The sequence below is a fragment of the Vibrio sp. 10N.239.312.C11 genome (assembly GCF_041466065.1).
In the GTDB taxonomy this organism is placed as follows: domain Bacteria; phylum Pseudomonadota; class Gammaproteobacteria; order Enterobacterales; family Vibrionaceae; genus Vibrio; species Vibrio tasmaniensis_A.
This window is the reverse complement of sequence record NZ_JBFSRZ010000036.1, coordinates 1-19133: the sequence shown is the minus strand read 5'-3', so window position 1 is coordinate 19133 and position 19133 is coordinate 1. Positions and strand designations below refer to the sequence as shown.

Sequence of the window (19133 nt, the reverse complement as noted above, 5' to 3'; positions counted from 1 at the left end):
TAATGAACCGGACGTCGAGTCCGCTAAACATGGAAGATAATAATGAAAATCAATAAAACCCTACTTACTCTATCTCTTCTTGCTGCCTCAACATTTTCTCAAGCTGGTGAAGTGGAAGTGCTCCACTGGTGGACTGCCGGTGGCGAAGCGAAATCCGCTGCCGTACTGAAAGAGATGATTGAACAACAAGGCCATACTTGGAAAGACTTCGCAGTTGCTGGTGGCGGCGGTGAAAGTGCGATGACTGTTTTGAAAACGCGAGCAGTATCGGGCAATCCACCTTCTGCCGCGCAGATCAAAGGTCATGATATTCAAGAGTGGGGTGGTTTAGGTTTTCTAACGTCTCTCGATGCGACTGCTAAACAAGAACAATGGGATGAGTTACTGCCAGAGGTGGTGACTAAAGTGATGAAGTGGGATGGCGAATATGTGGCAGTTCCTGTCAACGTTCACCGTGTTAACTGGCTTTGGGCTAACCCTGTTGTTTTAGAAAAATCAGGCGTGACGGTTCCAACTACGTTAGATGAGTTCTTTGTTGCTGCAGACAAGATTAAAGCGGCTGGCTTCATTCCACTGGCTCACGGTGGCCAACCTTGGCAAGACGCAACCGTATTCGAAGCGGTGGCTCTTGATGTTCTAGGCAGTGAAGATTACAACAAAGCGTTCGTTGATCTTGATATGGACGTATTATCGGGCGACAAGATGGTGGAAGTGTTCACCAAGTTCAAAAAGATGCGTGACTACATCGACAGCAACTCTCCAGGTCGTGATTGGAACGTCGCAACTTCAATGGTTATCAATGGCGAAGCCGCGATGCAAATCATGGGCGATTGGGCGAAAGGTGAGTTTACTGCTGCAGGCAAAGTGCCGGGTAAAGATTACATCTGTGCACCAGCTCCAGGTACTGACGGCCAATTTACCTTCAATATCGATAGCTTTGCGTTCTTTGAGTTAAGTGACAAAGAGAACCAAAAGGCGCAGCAAGACCTAGCGAAAACCATTCTTACCAAAGATTTCCAAGAAGTCTTCAACCTTAACAAAGGTTCAATCCCTGTACGTCTCGATATGGACATGTCTAAATTCGACCAGTGTGCGTTGGATTCAATGGCTACCTTCAAAGCGAGTGCTGAATCGGGCGATCTTGTTCCGAGTATGGCTCACGGCCTAGCGACAACAAGCTACGCTCAAGGCGCTATTTATGACGTGGTGACCAACTTCTTCAACGAGAAAGATGCCGATCCGAAACAAGCGGCAGCCAAGTTAGCAAAAGCAGTGAAAGCGGCTATCTAATCTAACTTGGTCTAACACCAAACCCCCAGGGTGGGTAGGCTCGTAGGGAGCCTATCTACTCTTCACTCCCAATTCTGATATGCGTGATGCTGATGTGGTGCCGAAAGGTAAGCCATTGGCTCGATTGTGCAACAAGGATAAGTTATGGAGCATGTTTTGACTGAGTCGACTCCAAAACCCACAAGGAGCCAGCCTGCACCGAAACCGAGTTTTGCTGACAGGTTGCAACATTGGTTACCTAAAATAGTACTGGCGCCGACCGCGTTAGTGACCGTGGTGTGTATCTACGGCTATATATTTTGGACGGCAGCGCTGTCGTTCACCAACTCTCGATTTCTGCCGAGCTTTAACTTCGTTGGTTTAACCCAATATGAAAAGCTGATGGATAACGATCGTTGGATCACCTCAATCACAAACCTCGGTGTGTTTGGTTTTCTATTCATGGCGATTGCCATCTTGCTTGGTGTTGGTTTAGCGGTATTGCTTGACCAGAATATCCGTCAAGAAGGGGCGATTCGTACCATCTATCTCTACCCAATGGCGCTGTCATTCATTGTGACGGGTACGGCGTGGAAATGGATTCTTAATCCGGGTCTTGGCATTGAAAAGCTGATGCAAGATTGGGGATTTACTGACTTCAAATTTGATTGGCTAGTCGACTCCGAAATGTCGGTGTATACCTTGGTTATCGCGGCACTTTGGCAGTCTTCAGGGTTTGTAATGGCGATGTTCTTAGCAGGTCTGCGCGGTATCGATTCTTCAATCATCAAAGCGGCGCAAATTGATGGGGCAAGCTTACCTACTATTTATCTCAAAATCATTCTGCCTTGCTTGCGCCCTGTGGTTTTCAGTGCGGTGATCATTACGTCGCACATTGCGATTAAGAGCTTCGACCTTGTGACCGCAATGACGGCAGGTGGCCCGGGTTATTCATCGGATCTTCCAGCGCTATTTATGTACGCACACTCCTTCACTCGCGGACAAATTGGCCTTGGTGCTGCCAGTGCCATGATGATGCTTGCCGGTATCTTAGCGATTCTCGTGCCTTATCTTTACTCTGAACTTAGGGAGAAAAAGTCATGATGAATAACATCAACTTTGCTCGAATCTTTATTTATTCAGCACTGCTTTTCTTCTGCTTGGTGTATTTGATGCCATTGTTCGTCATGGCGCTGACGTCATTCAAAACTCTGCCAGACATCAAGGCGGGGAACTTGATGAGCCTCCCGAAAGAGTGGGTGTTTGATGCTTGGTATAAAGCGTGGGACACCGCTTGTACGGGCGTGAAATGTGAAGGCATCAAAGGTTACTTTTGGAACTCATTCCAAATGGTGATACCTGCGGTTGCGATCTCAACATTGCTCGGTGCATTCAATGGCTACGTGGTAACCAAGTGGCAGTTCAGAGGTTCAAATCTGTTCTTTAGCTTGCTGTTGTTTGGCTGCTTTATTCCGTTCCAAGTTGTGCTGCTTCCAATGGCAACCATGTTAGGAAAAATGGGTTTGGCTAACACAACTATCGGCTTGGTGATTGTGCACGTTATCTACGGCATGGCGTTTACCACACTGTTTTTCCGTAACTTCTACATCTCGATTCCTGATGAATTGATCAAGGCGGCAAAGCTCGATGGTGCTGGCTTCTTTACGATTTTCTTCAAGATCTTATTACCGATCTCGACACCAATCATCATGGTGACGGTGATCTGGCAGTTCACCGCGATTTGGAATGACTTCTTGTTCGGAGTGGTCTATTCCGGCTCAGAGACTCAGCCGATCACCGTGGCATTAAACAACCTAGTCAACACCAGCACTGGCGTTAAAGAATATAACGTCGACATGGCTGCCGCGATCATCGCTGCACTGCCAACGCTGTTGGTGTATGTCTTCGCAGGAAAATATTTTGTTCGTGGCCTAACGGCAGGATCAGTAAAAGGATAATTACCCATGGCAACATTAGATTTAAAACAGATCCGTAAAACCTATCGCAACGCGGACAACGAAACGTTAAAGGGCATCGACATCAGTATCGATTCGGGGGAATTTTTGATACTTGTCGGCCCTTCGGGGTGTGGAAAGTCCACCCTAATGAACACCATTGCTGGGCTCGAAAATATTAGTTCGGGTGAAATCGTGATTGATGGTGTTGACGTGGCTCAGGTTGAACCTAAAGACCGCGACATTGCGATGGTATTCCAGTCTTACGCGCTTTATCCCAATATGACGGTACGCGGCAATATCGCTTTCGGTTTGAAGATTCGTAAGATGCCGCAACAAGAGATCGATGCAGAGGTAAACCGAGTAGCGGAAATGCTGCAAATCGAACAGTTGTTGGATCGTAAACCGTCGCAGCTTTCTGGTGGTCAGCGTCAACGTGTCGCGATGGGACGTGCTCTAGCTCGTCGTCCTAAGCTGTATCTGTTTGATGAGCCGCTTTCCAACTTGGATGCCAAGCTGCGTGTTGAAATGCGCCATCAGATTAAACGTCTCCACCAGAAGCTGAATACCACAATTGTTTATGTAACCCATGATCAGATCGAAGCTATGACTCTTGCGGATCGCATCGCAGTAATGAAAGACGGTGAACTGCAGCAGCTAGGTACGCCACAAGAGATCTATACCAAACCCAACAATATGTTCGTAGCGGGCTTTATGGGCTCACCATCAATGAACTTCATTAAAACCATGGTGGACTTGGATGAGGACCAGAATCCGATCATCAAAGTAACTGGCACGGCGGAGCAAGAACACCACATTCGATTGCCTCAGAGTATGCGTGACCAAGATGGCAAGGAGTTGGTCATTGGGTTGCGTCCTGAACACATTACTGAGCAAGAAGGTGATGATGTGTCGGCAACTACAAAGCTAGACTTACAATTAGAGGTATTGGAACCGACAGGACCAGATACTATTGCGATGGTTAAAGTGAACGACCAAGAAGTCGCGTGTCGTTTATCGCCAGAATTTGAAGTGTCGGTTGGGCAAATGGCACCGCTTCATTTTGACTTATCAAAGGCGGTATTCTTCGATGCTCAAACCGAAGCGAGAATCGACTTCTAACTTCTAGTTATTGAGTTAGTTTAACAATCAAAGTTCATGTCTAAATCAAAGGCAGTATCACCAACTAGTAATAAGTAAGGTGGTGCTGCCTTTTTCGTTGGCTATACTTGCTTTTTATCCCTTATAAAAACAGAGGGATAAACGATATATATGCTTCTACTGCAATAATATCGTGATTTAGTATCCCTTAGCTCTATAAAGCTGACGTAGAAACGCGTAGGATCACACTACTTTAGACCAGAAACTAGGCTGCACCTTGGTGCATAAACAGAAGAATACATGAAACTAACAGCAAAACCAGCGGCGAATAACGCTTTACTTATTTCTATTACGACACCGGATTTTAAAGGTGACGAAGCAAAAGAGTCTCTTGCCGAACTTGCTCGCTTAGTGACAACCCTAGGTTTTAAAGTCGTCGGTACACAATCGCAACACCACAGTTCATCTCAAAGACAGAATGTGTTGGGTGCGGGTAAGCTTGCCGAAATTGCACATCTAACTGGTTACCAAGGCTCTATTGAAGAAGCTGAAGATGAAGACTTTCTTGATGAGTCGGGTTTGTTTGATTCTGAAATCGATGAGCTAGATTTTGATGATCTTCCAACGGGCAACTTCCAATACGGTGCCGCTGATGTTGTGGTATTCGACTGTGATTTAAGCCCATCTCAAATGCGTACTGTTGAGGCGAGTTTGGGTGTGGAAGTATTTGACCGTACTGGCATTATCATCGAAATCTTCAGCCGTCACGCTCGTACTCGTACTGCTCGTCTGCAAGTTGATATCGCTCGTCTAAACTACTTAGTGCCACGACTTCGTGAAACGGCTGAGGGTGATAAAGAGCGTCAAATGGGTCAGGGCGCCGGTGAAACTTCACTAGAGCTAGACCGTCGTAACGTACGTGACCAAATTGCTGCGCTTAAGCGTGAGCTAGTAAGCGTACAAGATGAAATGAAGACCCGACGCACAAGACGCGCGGAGCTTTTCACTGTTGCTTTAGTTGGCTACACCAATGCCGGTAAGTCTTCGATGATGCGTGCAATGACCGCAACCGAAGTGGTGGGTGAAGATAAACTGTTCGCAACGTTAGATACGACGGTTCGTGCGCTTCAGCCGATTACTCAACCGCGTATTCTGGTTTCAGATACAGTGGGTTTCATCAAGAAATTGCCACACGATCTGGTTGCATCATTCCACTCAACGCTAGCAGAAGCGCATGATGCTTCATTGCTGCTTTATGTGGTTGATGCTTCTGACGTTTCATTCCGCGCACAACTTGATGTGGTACACGACGTATTAGCTCAAGTGGGTGTAGAAGGCAGCGAGAAACTATTAGTTCTGAATAAGTGCGATAGATTGACTGAAGAGCAGCAATTAGAGCTGATCGAAGAATTCCCAGATGCGATGCTAACGTCGACTCGAGATCCGCTGGATATCACGAAACTGCACAAGTACATCGTTGGTGTTGCTGAAGAAGGCATGATCGAAGAAGAGATCACCATCCCTTATTCAGGACAAGGCATCATCGGAGAGATTCGCTCAAACATGAGTGTGGTTAAAGAAGAGTACGATTACGAGTGCATTAAGTTGACCGTTCGCTCTAGTGAAATTGACTTAGCTCGACTGAAAAAGCGTATGCAGAATTCTTAATATTTTATAGCGTTTAGACACAAGTTAAAATACCAAAAAAGAGAGCCTAGGCTCTCTTTTTTATTGAATCGTGATAAGCACCGCTCGAGCTCTGCTTATCGGTCTTCTTCTGGAAGTTTGACGTTCAGCTCTAATACTGAGATGTCGTCATCTTTGTGTTCGAAAGTCAGATCAACCATTGATGGATCGACGTCAACGTACTTCGCAATACACTTCAAGATGTCTTCTTTTAGTTGCGGCAGATAAGACGGCGCTGGGTCGTCATGGCTGCGTCGCTCGGCAACAATGATCTGCAAACGCTCTTTAGCTAGGTTTGCGGTTGTCTTTTTTTGTGGTCTAAAAAACTCTAGTAATGACATTGCGAATTAGCCCCCGAACAGTCTTTTGAAGATGCCTTTCTTCTGTTCCGTTAAGAAACGGAAGTCCACTTGGCTACCCAGTAGTCGTTCTACAGTATCATTGTAAGCCATACCTGCATCGGTTGCTTCGTCAAAAATAACTGGAACACCTTTGTTCGACGCGTTCAGTACTGCTTGGCTCTCTGGGATGACACCCAGTAGAGAGATGTGAAGAATCTCTTCAACGTCTTCAACACTTAGCATCTCACCTTGAGTTACACGTGCTGGGTTGTAGCGAGTCAGTAAAAGGTGCGTTTTCACTGGTTCTAAGCCATCTTCTGAGCGACGAGATTTAGAATCAAGAATACCGAGAATACGGTCTGAATCGCGTACAGAAGAAACTTCTGGGTTAGTCGTAACAATCGCTTCATCAGCAAAGTAAAGCGCCATCAGAGCGCCTTGCTCGATACCTGCAGGAGAATCACAGATGATGAAATCAAAGCCCATTTCATCTAGTTCATCAAATACACGACGAACACCATCTTTTGTTAGTGCATCTTTATCACGAGTTTGAGAAGCCGGAAGAATGAATAGATTCTCTGTGCGCTTGTCTTTGATCATCGCTTGGTTCAGTGTCGCTTCGCCATTGATAACGTTAACGAAGTCGTACACAACACGACGCTCACAACCCATGATTAAATCTAGGTTACGCAGACCGATATCAAAGTCGATAACTGCGGTTTTCTTCCCTTTTAAAGCTAAGCCTGAGGCAATAGCTGCACTGGAGGTCGTTTTGCCTACCCCGCCTTTACCTGACGTTACAACGATAATGCGTGCCATTTAGTTTTCCTTTTTATTTCTCTTATATTGCGAGGACATCAACGTGTAATACATCGTTTGCCATACTGAACATGGTTTTCTTCTGCCAGTACTCGCTTTCAATTTGATCGCTGAGCCAGTAATTTCCAGCAATGGAAACCAGCTCGGCTTGTAAATCATTACAAATTATTTTTGCTTCAGTTTGACCACTCGCGCCTGCAATCGCACGACCGCGTAAAGTACCATGGATATGGATGCTGCCATCGGCTATGACTTCTGCGCCGGCACTCACATGGCTGAGGATCAATAGATCGCCATCTTTTGCATACACTTGCTGACCAGAACGAATAGGCGTTCTCACCACTTTTATCGGAGCCATCTTCGCTGGAGCTTGAGAAGGTGATTTACTGGCTGTCATCACTGCAAAACCAGCTTCTTTCGCTAGGTTCTGCATACGTTTATCCGAACAACCAGCCACACCTACTGGGATCATGCCCGCTTGAGATATACCCTCTTTCAGTTGCACAAAATCGATATCACCCGCGACTTTGCTAATATTGATAACAACAGGCGCAGCAGCGAAAAAAGTGGGAGCTTGGTTTACTTTTTCTTGAAGAAAAGACACCGCATTTTCGACTTGATCATCGGATAAGTGCAAAACAGATAGCGTAAAACTGCTACCTTTTAGATCTGGATTACTAGACATCGAAAACTACAGGACCTCAATAGCGGATTGGTACAATTTCTTTATCAATAAAATAAAGGGCGTTGCCTGAAACTTGGTTTATCATGTTATATTCCCAAACCAAGCACAGCAAGTAATCTTGTTGTCAAATGAACGTTTTGTTCCCAATATTTCCCTTAACATAAACTATTGATCTCGTAAGTGAGAGTTTTGTAGTCATAAACAATAAAAAGGTTTGTCATGCTGTGTTCTATATATAAAAGTTCAAAGAAAGAAGGAACATACCTTTATATCCCTAAGAAGGATGATTTCTCACAAGTTCCTGACGCATTGATGCAAATGTTTGGTAAACCTAGTTTTGTAATGGTAATTAAAATGGATGGCCGTAAACTGGCGCAAGTGAACATCGATAAAGTGAGAGAATCACTGAACACCGATGGTTTCTTTTTGCAGGTTCCGCCACCACCGGTTAATGAACTTGAACTTCATAAAGAGCGTAAAGCTCAGCAAAACGTTCAAGACGAAGAGTGATAGCTACCTTAATTCAGGGAGGAGTGATCGTTGAGTAAATTTTCGAAAACCATATTGGCTGTGTCGGCATTACTATTGGGTAATAGCCTGACGATTGGTTCAGTTCAGGCTGAAGAGCTGAGCTTTGAGCAATATGTAGAGAAACTAAAGCAACAAGGCCGTGCAGAAGGCATCTCTGAAACGATCATTGATCAGGCCTTTGATGGTGTGACGTTTAAGCCAAGAGCGGTGAAAGCCGATAAGAATCAACCTGAGAAAAAACTGACTCTGGATGAATACATTCCACGCGCGGTTCCAGATTGGAAAGTGAAGCAGGCGAGATCGCTTTATAAGAAGCATTATTCAGCGTTGAAGCGCATTGGTGATGAATATGGTGTTCAACCAAGATTCATTGTCGCGCTATGGGGTGTTGAGAGTAACTTTGGTAAGTTCACGGGTAACTACAGTGTTATTGATGCTCTCACGACTATGGCCTATGAAGGACGTAGAGAAGCCTTCTTCCGTAGCGAAGCGATGGCGGCGTTGAAGATTCTTGATCAAGGCCATATTGCACCACAAGAGATGAAAGGATCCTGGGCTGGTGCGATGGGGCAGCCTCAGTTTATGCCAAGCTCATTCTTAGCTTATGCCGCTGACGGTAACGGCGACGGCAAGAAAGATATTTGGGGTACTGAAGAAGATGTATTTGCTTCAGCGGCGAATTATCTCAGCCAATCGGGTTGGGATGACAAATATACTTGGGGCCGTCAAGTTCACGTACCGTCGACTGTGTCTATTGAAATGCAAGGCCGAGGCGAAGACAAAGCGAAATACTTAAAAGAGTGGTCTGAACTCGGTATTAAGCGCTTTGACGATCGCCCACTACCAACGCTTGATGAAGATATTAAAGCTTGGCTAATTATGCCAGACGATGAAACTGGCCGTTCTTACCTCATTTACAACAACTACAATGTGTTAATGAAGTGGAATCGTTCTTACTACTTTGCTTTGGCAGTTAGCCACTTAGCAGACAGAATTAAGTTTGATTAATCGACCTAATTTGATTAACAGATTTAGGTCGCTTTGAATAGCATTTGGCCTACCATAGGCAGAACGAACTAAAGGACTCTTCGGAGTCCTTTTTCTTTTATATTTCAGAGATTTTTAAAGGTGGCCTTGTGCTAACAGATAGAGCCGCACAGATGGTGATATTCCATGCGTTAATCAAGCATGAAGGCTTTACCAGTGCAGCAAAAAGTTTGAATGTGTCGGTGTCTCACATCAGTAAGCAAGTTGCTTTGCTCGAGGATTCGATAGGTATCAAGCTGGTGCAAAGAACCACACGCAGCCTGACACTAACTGAAGCAGGGGAAGTGTTCTATCAGCATTGTGAGCAGCTGTTCAATACGGTGAAAGCGGCTCAAATGGATATGGATAGCCAGCGTGACGACATTTCTGGAATATTCCGCATAGGCTTGTCTCAGTCATTTGGCACACTGCATATCATTCCAGCGATTGATCAGCTCAGACAGCTCTATCCGCAGCTGAGAATTGAAGTGCATTTGTTCGATTACAAAGTGGATATGATTGAGGAGCGCTTGGATCTTTGGATCACCAATAATGAAGACCTGCCAGAAGGTTATATAGCGCAGCGTTTAGCCGACAGCCAATTTGTGGTAGCCGCATCACCGGATTATCTGATTAAAGCTGGCACTCCTCATGTGCCATCTGATCTGATTGACCATAATTGTCTTATCTATCGCAGCCGTGAACGAGACTACACGTCATGGGCGTTTGATAACGGGCAAGAAAACCTCAGTGTCAAAGTGGCGGGCGATTACTCGGTGGATTTAGCTGAAGCGGTACGAGACGCGGCAATATCTGGGTGGGGTGTTGCTTATTTGGCGACTTATTTAGTCAAAGAGGAGTTTAGAACAGGCAAGTTAATCCAAGTATTACCAGAATGGAGAGCCAGTCAGTTGATGCCATTCTATGCCGTCTATCCGAGTCGAAAGAACATGCCAAAGAAGCTTTCAGCAGTGATTGAGTTCATCAAACAGCATGTTGGTTCGCCGACGTATTGGGACAAAAACCTCAAAACTTGCGTTGAGCTGCATCGTTAATTGTTTCCTAATTCATAAATATAATTTCCATATGGAAAAAGTATGCTTTTTGAACAAGTTAATCCATTAAAATTCAACGCTTTAATCTAACCTTGGGCAAGTTGCTGATAATCCCAACATCACATTAACAACCGCACCTTGCCGCAAACGATTTCCTCTATACAATGCGTCGCCTTTCCTACCTACAACTTTTAGGTTGACGCATATGGCTTCCCTACTTGGAATTATCACTATTTTAGTAGCCGCTTGGTTACTATCTACGGACAGAAAAAATATCCCGCTAAGAACTGTCTCTTTGGCTTTCTTACTGCAAATCTCATTCGCGCTATTGGTTCTTTATGTGCCAATGGGTAAAGAAGCGCTGAATGCAGCTACTGGTGCGGTGTCTAGCTTGATCAACTACGGTCAAGAGGGGATTAACTTCCTATTCGGTGGCCTAACGAATAACGGATTTGTTTTCGCTATTAACGTTCTCGGCATCATTATCTTTTTCTCTGCATTGATTTCAGGTTTGTATCACATCGGCTTTATGCCAAAGGTGATCAACATAATCGGCGGTGCTTTGCAGAAGTTTCTAGGCACAGGTCGTGCGGAGTCACTATCTGCAACGGCAAACATTTTTGTTGGCATGATCGAAGCGCCATTGGTGGTTAAGCCTTACCTAAAACATATGACGGACTCACAACTGTTTGCTGTGATGGTATGTGGTTTGGCTTCTGTTGCTGGCGGCACGCTAGTGGGTTATGCATCGCTGGGTGTTGACCTAAACTATCTGATCGCTGCGGCATTCATGTCGGCACCAGCCGGTCTATTGATGGCTAAAATCTTAGTACCAGGCAGCCCAGAGGATGTTCAAGAAAATATTGAGTCTGGTGTAGAGATTCCACGAGCAACAAACGTAGTTGAGGCAATGGCAGATGGGGCTATGTCTGGACTTCGTATTGCCGTTGCGGTGGGTGCGACACTTCTAGCCTTTATCAGTGTGATTGCGATGCTGAATGGCTTGTTAGGTATTGTTGGTGGCTGGTTTGGCGTAAACCTAAGCTTCGAACTTATCCTAGGTTATGTGTTCGCACCCGTTGCATGGCTGATCGGTGTACCGTGGTCTGAAGCTGTGGTTGCAGGTTCGCTGATCGGTAATAAGATTGTTGTGAACGAATTTGTGGCTTTCATCCAGTTAATGGACGTAAAAGATGCACTGAGTGAGCACTCAAAAGCGATCGTTACTTTTGCACTATGTGGTTTTGCTAACATCTCTACCATGGCGATTCTGATTGGCGGTTTGGGTAGCTTAGTTCCAGAGCGTCGCTCTTTCATCTCACAATATGGCTTCAAAGCGATTTGTGCGGGTGTGCTTGCCAACTTAATGAGCGCTGCGATCGCTGGCGTGGTGCTTTCTCTGTAGCTAGATAATAAGTACAGAGTGGATGAGTCAGTCACTTTATTTCCCCTATAGTAAAGTGACTGATTAATCACACTAATATTCGGTTAGCACGAAAAAGAGAGCCTATAGTTTAATGACATAGGCTTTCTTGTTTCAGCAAATAGGTTTGTATCACAAGGTGTGGTGCAAACCTTTTAGGGGCACAAATGGATTTGTCGATTACTTCTTCTTTGGCATTAATTGGACTGCTGTCTTTAACGTGTCAATTGTTAGGCTGGCGCTTACGTCTTCCTGCTATTCTTCCTCTTCTTATTGTCGGCCTACTTTTAGGTCCCGGTCTTAACATCCTTAATCCCGATGCCATTTTTGGTGAGGTGCTATTTCCGCTGATTTCATTAGGGGTCGCTATTATTCTGTTTGAAGGTGCATTGACCCTGAATTTCAAAGAAATCAGAGGCCATGGTCGTATGGTGACGCACCTAGTGAGTATCGGCATGTTGATTACATGGGCGTGCATTGTCGTTGGTGCTTATTACTTTGTGGACTTCAGTTGGCCATTAGCCGCGCTGTTTGCTGCCTTAGTGGTCGTGACGGGGCCAACCGTTATTGTTCCCATGCTACGCAGCATTCAGCCCAAATCTTCGTTAGGGAGTATCTTGCGCTGGGAAGGGATAGTGATTGATCCGATTGGCGCGCTGTTTGCTGTTCTTGTTTACGAATACATTGTCTCTTCAGCCGATCCTACAAGCCATGTACTGTCGGCTTTGGGGCTGACTCTAGCCATCGGTTTAGGCTTAGGGATCATCGGTGGCTATTTGATTGCCAAGATGCTGAAAGGGCATTGGGTTCCGCATTATTTGCGTAACGTGGCAGTCCTAACGTTGATGTTGGCGGCGTTCTCTTTTTCTAATGATCTGAGTGAAGAGTCTGGCCTATTAACCGTGACCATCATGGGTATTTGGCTCGCCAACGTGAAAGGCTTGGATCTCGAAGATATTATTGAGTTCAAAGAAACCCTGACTGTGTTACTCATTTCTGCGTTGTTTATTCTGTTAGCGAGCAGGCTTGATTCAGGGACTTTTCTCTCGATAGGTTGGGGCGGTATTGGCTTATTAGCGGTCGTCATGCTGGTGGCTCGTCCTCTGAGTGTGTGGATCAGCGGGATCGGCACGGATCTTACTTCAGCAGATAAATGGTTTTTGAGCTGGATGGCACCTCGCGGGATCGTTGCTGCTGCAGTCTCTTCTCTATTTGCAATCAAGCTTCAAGAGAAGCAATTAATCGAAGGGGCTGACCTACTGGTGCCAATGGTTTTCTTGGTCATCATAGGCACGGTTGTGATTCAGAGCCTAACCGCGAGTTGGTGGGCTAGAAGGCTGGGTGTGACTCAAGAGAAGGCACAAGGGGTTATTTTCTTTGGTGCGACTCATTTTTCACGTCAGTTTGCCAAAGTGCTGGCGACACACAACATCAACAGTGTGCTTGCTGATACCAACTGGGAGAGCATTCGCTTAGCGCGCATGGACAACTTGAATGTCTATTTCGGTAATCCAGCTTCGAGCCATGCTGAAAATAATCTGGAATTGGACGGGATAGGGCGTGCCATGATCGTTTCGCCTTACCGTCAAACCAACCCATTAGTCAGTATGCATTATCAAGATGAGTTTGGTGAAAATAAGGTGTTTGAACTTGAATCCTCAGAAAATAAACATGAAAGGCATCAGGTGAGCCGCGATGGTAATAGAAGCCTGTTTTCAGAAGGGGTTACCTATTCCAAACTTAACTCCTTGATGGCTCAAGGCAGTCAAATTAAGAGCACGGGTTTGACCGAGGCGTTTGACCTTAATGAGTTTAATGCCCTGTACCCTAAAGCGATTCCACTGGGCGTGATTAATGACGGTGATTTCCGCTTAGTGACACAAGGTTCTGAATTGGAAAAACTCATATCAACGGAGTGTCAGGTCATTAGTTTATTGCCGCCTTCGGAAGAGATTGAAGTTATCGATACTCCAGATAAGTAGCGAGTGCTCTGTATTTAAAGCGAGTCGCTTTGTATCAAAAACGAATAGCTCAGTATCGAAAAAGCCGCAACGTTTTCACGCTGCGGCTTTCTAATTTTGCTCTAGGGCGAGGCAATTCATGCCCCCGGTATTACTACCTAAGCTCTCATTGCCGACTATTTCGAGTGAAATTGCTCACAAGCGATCATTGTATTCTCGATTAGGCTCGCCACTGTCATTGGACCTACACCACCCGGTACTGGCGTGATGAAGCTTGCGCTCTCTTTAGCCACATAGTATTCAACGTCGCCAACGAGCTTGCCAGATTCCAAACGGTTGATACCAACATCGACCACAACAGCACCTTTCTTAATCCAAGCACCAGGAATGAAGTTAGGCTTACCAACGGCAACCACAACAACGTCTGCTTGACGTACGTGACCTTCAAGGTCTTTGGTGAAGCGGTGGCATGTTGTTGTCGTACAACCTGCTAGAAGCAGTTCTAGAGTCATTGGGCGACCAACAATGTTTGATGCGCCTACAACAACCGCGTGTTTGCCGCGTAAATCGATGTTGTAACGGTCAAGCAGCGTGATGATGCCTTTAGGCGTACAAGAGCGTAGCTTAGGCATACGCTGAGCCAAACGGCCTACGTTGTATGGGTGGAAGCCATCAACGTCTTTTTCAGGTGTGATACGCTCAAGAACGTGAGTAGTATCGATACCAGCAGGCAAAGGCAGTTGAACTAGAATGCCATCAATCTCTGGGTCTTCGTTGAGTTGATCGACTAGCGTTAGCAATTCATGTTCGGTGGCAGTTGCTGGTAAATCAAAAGATTTCGAGACGAAACCAACTTCTTCACACGCTTTGCGTTTACTGCCAACGTAAACCTGAGATGCCGGGTCTTCACCCACTAAAACAACCGCTAGGCCCGGGGCACGTAATCCAGCTTGAGTACGAGCTTTTACACGTGCCGCAACTTCAGAGCGAACCGTTTGAGAAATTAGCTTTCCATCAATATTTTGAGCAGTCATGAATTTCCTTAGTATTGATATTCAAGTTAGTGGCTGATGTTTTTGGCGCATTATTCCAGAAAATCTTTTTGATTACCATCAAGCAAACGTTTGCTTTGTTCTATTTTCCAACACTTATAATCCTATTGCACTTTTTTTACTCACTTGGATCAGAATGTTACATAAAGCCGTTGCTTTACTGATTCGAATTCGTATAATCCTTCCCTGTAGCGCGCCCTTAGCTCAGCTGGATAGAGCACCTCCCTTCTAAGGAGGTGGTCGAAGGTTCGAATCCTTCAGGGCGTACCACTATTTAAAGAAACCCGATAACTCTCTGAGTTGTCGGGTTTTTTGCATTTCAGAACGACTTAATCTATCAAAACCATTTTTTGTATTTCGATGCCTCTGTCTTTTGTCTTTTGCTAAACGGCCACTAGCTGTGGGGTATATCTAAGACCTAACATACTGCACCCATCTTCCAAATAACTGTCGGTGACAACGTTGAATCCGAATTTACCATAGTAGTCTTTGAGATGTGCTTGTGCCGAAATAAAAATTGAACAGTCAGGGTACGCCTCGCGGGTTGCATCAAAGCTTACTTGCATCAGCTGATTACCAATCTGTTTACCTCGATAATCCTTTGCTACGATCACTCGCCCGATACAAACATCATCTGCATCAGAATCGAGCAAAGGGAGAACATCTACGGGGTATCCAAGCTTCTGAGCCATAATTCGACTGTAAGCTACTAGTTGCCCGTTCTCATAACCCATGACGTGATAGGTTTCTGGATGGCTACCTTTGCCGTCTAGATCACTATAGGGTGTGTTCATATCGACGATAAAAATATCGACTCTTTGCTGTAAGAAATCATAGAGCTCTTGAACAGACAGCTCCGAAAATTTTTTAACTCTCCACTCGATCATCACTTTTCTCCTTATTATTTTGGGCTACAACATAGATAGTATTCAAACCGAGTTCATTAACCTTTGTTAACTGGCCATGAAACTATTCAAAATCACCACTTTAAAGCACCACTCATTTCCCCTCGTTATTCATTTCATTCGGCTCATGTAATAGAAAGTTAAAATTGTTGGTTTTTTGGGGTTTACATCATTTGGTAATAAAGCCAATATGAATTCACGAAGAATAGACAAGTAAAGCTGTTAGCCCGTAGGTTTAGGAATCAAACCTTCTGCTCAATGGCTGATTTAGAGGAAGTAATGGCAGGAAACAGTATCGGACAACATTTCCGCGTGACTACGTTCGGAGAAAGTCACGGTATCGCACTAGGATGTATCGTAGATGGATGCCCACCAGGATTAGAAATTACCGAAGCAGACCTTCAAAGAGATTTGGATCGTCGTCGCCCAGGTACTTCTCGTTATACAACGGCTCGCCGTGAAGCGGATGAAGTGAAAATCTTATCAGGTGTATTTGAAGGCCAAACTACGGGTACTTCTATTGGTCTATTGATTGAAAATACAGACCAACGCTCTAAAGACTATTCCGAAATTAAAGACAAGTTCCGCCCTGGCCACGCTGATTATACCTACCATCAAAAGTACGGTGTGCGTGATTACCGAGGTGGCGGTCGCTCTTCTGCTCGTGAAACTGCAATGCGTGTTGCGGCAGGTGCGATTGCGAAGAAATACCTTAAGCAAGAATTTGGTGTTGAAATCCAAGCTTATCTTTCTCAAATGGGTGATATCTCAATTGATAAAGTGGATTGGAACGAGATCGAAAACAACGCTTTCTTCTGTCCTGATGCCGACAAAGTACCTGAATTTGACCAACTGATTCGTGATTTGCTAAAAGAAGGCAACTCGATCGGTGCGAAGATTCAAGTAGTTGCGACTAAAGTGCCTGTAGGCCTTGGTGAGCCAATCTTTGATCGTCTAGATGCAGATATCGCGCATGCTCTAATGAGCATCAATGCTGTGAAAGGTGTTGAGATTGGTGATGGCTTCGATGTCGTTAATCAACGCGGTAGTGAACATCGTGATCCATTAACTCCAGAAGGCTTCAGCAGCAACCATGCTGGCGGTATCTTAGGCGGTATTTCTACTGGTCAAGATATTGTGGCAAGCATTGCGCTTAAACCCACATCAAGCATTACCGTTCCTGGTGACACTATCACCAAAGACGGTGAAGCAACGCAGCTAATCACTAAAGGCCGTCACGATCCATGTGTTGGTATCCGTGCAGTGCCTATTGCTGAAGCGATGCTGGCTATCGTGTTGCTTGATCACTTACTACGTCACCGTGGTCAAAACTTTGGTGTGACAACTGAAACTCCCAAGATTTAAACGGTGAATTACAATCAATTACAATCAGTTACGTAAGAGCTAATTTTATTATGATAGTTTTTTAAAAGTACAGAATCTACTTTTAATGTCCTTACTGGTTGGAGTGATTATTTATGCTTAAAAAACTTCTCTTAGCAACGCTGTTTCTTAATGGTTGTGCTTCTGTAGATTATGACAGTGTTTACTACTCAAAGTGTGATTCATCATTAGAAGGTGAAAGATCACTTACATTTTATGTCAAAGGTGATACTGCCATTCTTTCTGGTGTGGTATGTAGCGGATCTCCTGATGCTTTTGAAGAAATGCTAAATCAGGCTCCGCAGGTGACCATGCTAGAGTTTAAGAATATCAATGGCTCTGCGGATGATGAAGCAAATACTGAGTTGGGATTAATGGTTCGAGAAGCGGGTATGAATAGCTATATCGGTTCATCAGGGCATATCGCTTCTGGTGGTACTGACTTGTTTTTGGCTGGCGTGCAAAGAACCGTTGAACCAGGTGCTAAGCTCGGAGTTCATTCATGGAGTTCAAGTGATGGCACTAACGGCTCACTATTAACTAAAGATCATTTTGAACATGAACGTTATTTGGATTATTACGAAGCGTTAAATATTGATACAAGTTTCTATTGGTACACATTGGAAGCAGCAAAACCGGAAGGTATGCACTATATGAGCCGAGAAGAGCTTGTTCAATATGGGGTTGCTACACAATGAAACGATTAGCTTTAGTATTACCCATTTTTTTTCTTATTGGGTGTACAACAGTAGAGAGCGAACAGGAAGTAAAGTTTCAGTGCCAACAACCAGCAACGCTAGAGTTTAACATCAAAGGGTTAAAACCAACGGTTGAAAGTGAATGTTTTTTGGGTGAGCTTTCGGGAATCGAAGGTAGCTTGGGTACGCATGAACTAGAATTTTGTGCGAATAATTCCAGCCAAGAATATGACTTTAAAGCCGAGTTTAATTCACAACCAAAGGTGTTTAACTCTCTTCGCTCTAGTATTAGTAAACGTGCAAGTATCTATTTTGTCGAAACGTTAAATTATATGCGTGAAGATATTTATATCGCGAACTTTGACGTCATTTGCGTTGAATAGTGGTGTGATGCGAAAGAGTTACATAGTTTAAAAAAGTAAAATGCCTCTCCTCTCATTTGCGCTCCTATCCGTTTTAGGAGCGCAGATTTCGAATTAGTGTACCGAACTTTCTGGGTCTAATTGGAACGAAGGCAAGCGCCATTTGAATCTCACTGCTGCCATGCGCAGTAAATAACCTACAACCAATGTCACGATCGTCGCGGTCACATCGTTTATGCCTAATTCAAGAAGACCTAAGTACAAGCCTGAAGCGACAAGGGCGACAGATGCATACAACTCTTCATGCAAGACTAGTGGCGTTTGACGACAGATAAGATCGCGCAGTAGGCCGCCAAACACGCCAGTCACTAATGCAGACACCATACAAATCATTGGGTGCAGACCCATGGTCATCGCTACTTTAGTACCAATGATACTAAATACGATAAGCCCCAACGCATCCAAACGAATGAACAAGCCTTTTAGCTTGATTACCCATTTGGCTAATCCCGTTGTGATAACACCAGCAATACAAGTGATCGCCAGATACTGGGGGTTTTCAACCCAGCCTAAAGGGTAATGGCCGAGCAAAATATCTCTTACTGTACCTCCGCCAATTGCCGTTGCACTCGCAACCAGCATTACACCAAACCAATCCATTTTTTGTTTGCCAGCACTGAGAGCACCGGTCATGGCTTCTGCCGTGATGCCAATGATATACAAAACACTTAGTAGCATTGCTGTAGCTCTATAATTTAGGTCTATAAATTGGTGTCTTATAGGCCATAGGGATATAAAAATGAAGCGCGAGTGTAGTAGTAAAAACGTAAGCGTGTCATGAACACCGCATTCTAATCTTTCAGCACGAAGAATAAGATCAT

The 19133-nt window shown here is 44.7% G+C and carries 19 protein-coding genes and 1 tRNA gene; 14 read left to right on the top strand and 6 right to left on the bottom strand.

The window, feature by feature from the left end:
* Window positions 1-42: 42 nt before the first annotated feature.
* From AB6D07_RS15395 to hflX, 5 genes are all read left to right on the top strand, one after another.
* Window positions 43-1290: an ABC transporter substrate-binding protein gene (locus tag AB6D07_RS15395; protein WP_012603467.1), complete on the top strand. Its 1248-nt coding sequence runs from the start codon at window positions 43-45 to the stop codon at window positions 1288-1290.
* Window positions 1291-1434: 144 nt separating this feature from the next.
* On the top strand, window positions 1435-2373 hold the full coding sequence (locus AB6D07_RS15390; protein ID WP_009848503.1) for a carbohydrate ABC transporter permease: 939 nt from the start codon (window positions 1435-1437) through the stop codon (window positions 2371-2373).
* Entirely contained in the window at window positions 2370-3227 is an 858-nt protein-coding gene (locus tag AB6D07_RS15385; protein ID WP_009848502.1) for a carbohydrate ABC transporter permease, read from the top strand. Before AB6D07_RS15390 ends, AB6D07_RS15385 begins: the two co-directional genes overlap by 4 nt.
* Before the next feature lie 6 nt (window positions 3228-3233).
* On the top strand, window positions 3234-4346 hold the full coding sequence (locus AB6D07_RS15380; protein ID WP_017104019.1) for an ABC transporter ATP-binding protein: 1113 nt from the start codon (window positions 3234-3236) through the stop codon (window positions 4344-4346).
* A gap of 279 nt (window positions 4347-4625) precedes the next feature.
* Window positions 4626-5993: a GTPase HflX gene (gene hflX / locus AB6D07_RS15375; RefSeq protein WP_012603471.1), complete on the top strand. Its 1368-nt coding sequence runs from the start codon at window positions 4626-4628 to the stop codon at window positions 5991-5993.
* Window positions 5994-6088: 95 nt separating this feature from the next.
* Here hflX and minE read toward each other — a convergent pair whose 3' ends face one another.
* Genes minE through minC form a run of 3 tightly spaced genes read right to left on the bottom strand, consistent with a single transcriptional unit; the run spans window position 6089 to window position 7856 of the window.
* Complete coding sequence (gene minE, locus AB6D07_RS15370) at window positions 6089-6352, bottom strand: cell division topological specificity factor MinE (protein ID WP_009848499.1); 264 nt, start codon at window positions 6350-6352, stop codon at window positions 6089-6091.
* 6 nt (window positions 6353-6358) lie between these two features.
* Window positions 6359-7171: a septum site-determining protein MinD gene (minD, locus tag AB6D07_RS15365; protein ID WP_009848498.1), complete on the bottom strand. Its 813-nt coding sequence runs from the start codon at window positions 7169-7171 to the stop codon at window positions 6359-6361.
* Between the two features lie 22 nt (window positions 7172-7193).
* The gene (gene minC, locus AB6D07_RS15360; RefSeq protein ID WP_009848497.1) at window positions 7194-7856 is read right to left on the bottom strand and encodes a septum site-determining protein MinC; all 663 of its coding nucleotides are present in this window, start codon (window positions 7854-7856) and stop codon (window positions 7194-7196) included.
* 219 nt (window positions 7857-8075) lie between these two features.
* On the opposite strand from minC, the gene AB6D07_RS15355 reads away from it, so the two are divergent.
* The 5 genes from AB6D07_RS15355 to AB6D07_RS15335 all read left to right on the top strand — a co-directional run bounded on the left by AB6D07_RS15355 (window position 8076) and on the right by AB6D07_RS15335 (window position 13873).
* The gene (locus tag AB6D07_RS15355; protein ID WP_009848496.1) at window positions 8076-8366 is read left to right on the top strand and encodes a YcgL domain-containing protein; all 291 of its coding nucleotides are present in this window, start codon (window positions 8076-8078) and stop codon (window positions 8364-8366) included.
* A gap of 30 nt (window positions 8367-8396) precedes the next feature.
* Window positions 8397-9395 carry a lytic transglycosylase domain-containing protein gene (locus AB6D07_RS15350; RefSeq protein WP_009848495.1) on the top strand — a complete coding sequence of 333 codons (999 nt, stop codon included), beginning with the start codon at window positions 8397-8399 and terminating at the stop codon, window positions 9393-9395.
* A gap of 152 nt (window positions 9396-9547) precedes the next feature.
* The gene (locus AB6D07_RS15345; protein ID WP_081324625.1) at window positions 9548-10468 is read left to right on the top strand and encodes a LysR family transcriptional regulator; all 921 of its coding nucleotides are present in this window, start codon (window positions 9548-9550) and stop codon (window positions 10466-10468) included.
* Between the two features lie 205 nt (window positions 10469-10673).
* Window positions 10674-11873, top strand: coding sequence for a NupC/NupG family nucleoside CNT transporter (locus AB6D07_RS15340; protein ID WP_009848493.1), 1200 nt, complete (start codon window positions 10674-10676; stop codon window positions 11871-11873).
* 185 nt (window positions 11874-12058) lie between these two features.
* On the top strand, window positions 12059-13873 hold the full coding sequence (locus tag AB6D07_RS15335) for a sodium:proton antiporter (RefSeq protein ID WP_017104021.1): 1815 nt from the start codon (window positions 12059-12061) through the stop codon (window positions 13871-13873).
* A gap of 155 nt (window positions 13874-14028) precedes the next feature.
* Here AB6D07_RS15335 and folD read toward each other — a convergent pair whose 3' ends face one another.
* Window positions 14029-14886, bottom strand: a complete 858-nt coding sequence (gene folD / locus AB6D07_RS15330; RefSeq protein ID WP_017104022.1) for a bifunctional methylenetetrahydrofolate dehydrogenase/methenyltetrahydrofolate cyclohydrolase FolD — start codon at window positions 14884-14886, stop codon at window positions 14029-14031.
* Window positions 14887-15097: 211 nt separating this feature from the next.
* Between folD and AB6D07_RS15325 the strand changes: the two genes are divergently transcribed.
* A tRNA-Arg gene (locus AB6D07_RS15325) sits at window positions 15098-15174 on the top strand.
* Between the two features lie 113 nt (window positions 15175-15287).
* Here AB6D07_RS15325 and AB6D07_RS15320 read toward each other — a convergent pair.
* Entirely contained in the window at window positions 15288-15791 is a 504-nt protein-coding gene (locus tag AB6D07_RS15320) for a GNAT family N-acetyltransferase (protein WP_029223119.1), read from the bottom strand.
* A gap of 297 nt (window positions 15792-16088) precedes the next feature.
* Here AB6D07_RS15320 and aroC point away from each other — a divergent pair, with 297 nt between their 5' ends.
* From aroC to AB6D07_RS15305, 3 genes are all read left to right on the top strand, one after another.
* Complete coding sequence (gene aroC / locus AB6D07_RS15315) at window positions 16089-17174, top strand: chorismate synthase (RefSeq protein ID WP_004734182.1); 1086 nt, start codon at window positions 16089-16091, stop codon at window positions 17172-17174.
* A 113-nt stretch (window positions 17175-17287) separates the two neighbouring features.
* Window positions 17288-17890: a hypothetical protein gene (locus tag AB6D07_RS15310; RefSeq protein ID WP_017104024.1), complete on the top strand. Its 603-nt coding sequence runs from the start codon at window positions 17288-17290 to the stop codon at window positions 17888-17890.
* Window positions 17887-18273: a hypothetical protein gene (locus AB6D07_RS15305; RefSeq protein ID WP_017101983.1), complete on the top strand. Its 387-nt coding sequence runs from the start codon at window positions 17887-17889 to the stop codon at window positions 18271-18273. Before AB6D07_RS15310 ends, AB6D07_RS15305 begins: the two co-directional genes overlap by 4 nt.
* Before the next feature lie 93 nt (window positions 18274-18366).
* Here the strand turns inward: AB6D07_RS15305 and AB6D07_RS15300 are convergent, their stop codons facing one another.
* A complete protein-coding gene (locus AB6D07_RS15300) occupies window positions 18367-18990 on the bottom strand; it encodes a trimeric intracellular cation channel family protein (RefSeq protein WP_004734183.1) in 624 nt (207 codons plus the stop codon).
* Between the last annotated feature and the right edge of the window lie 143 nt (window positions 18991-19133).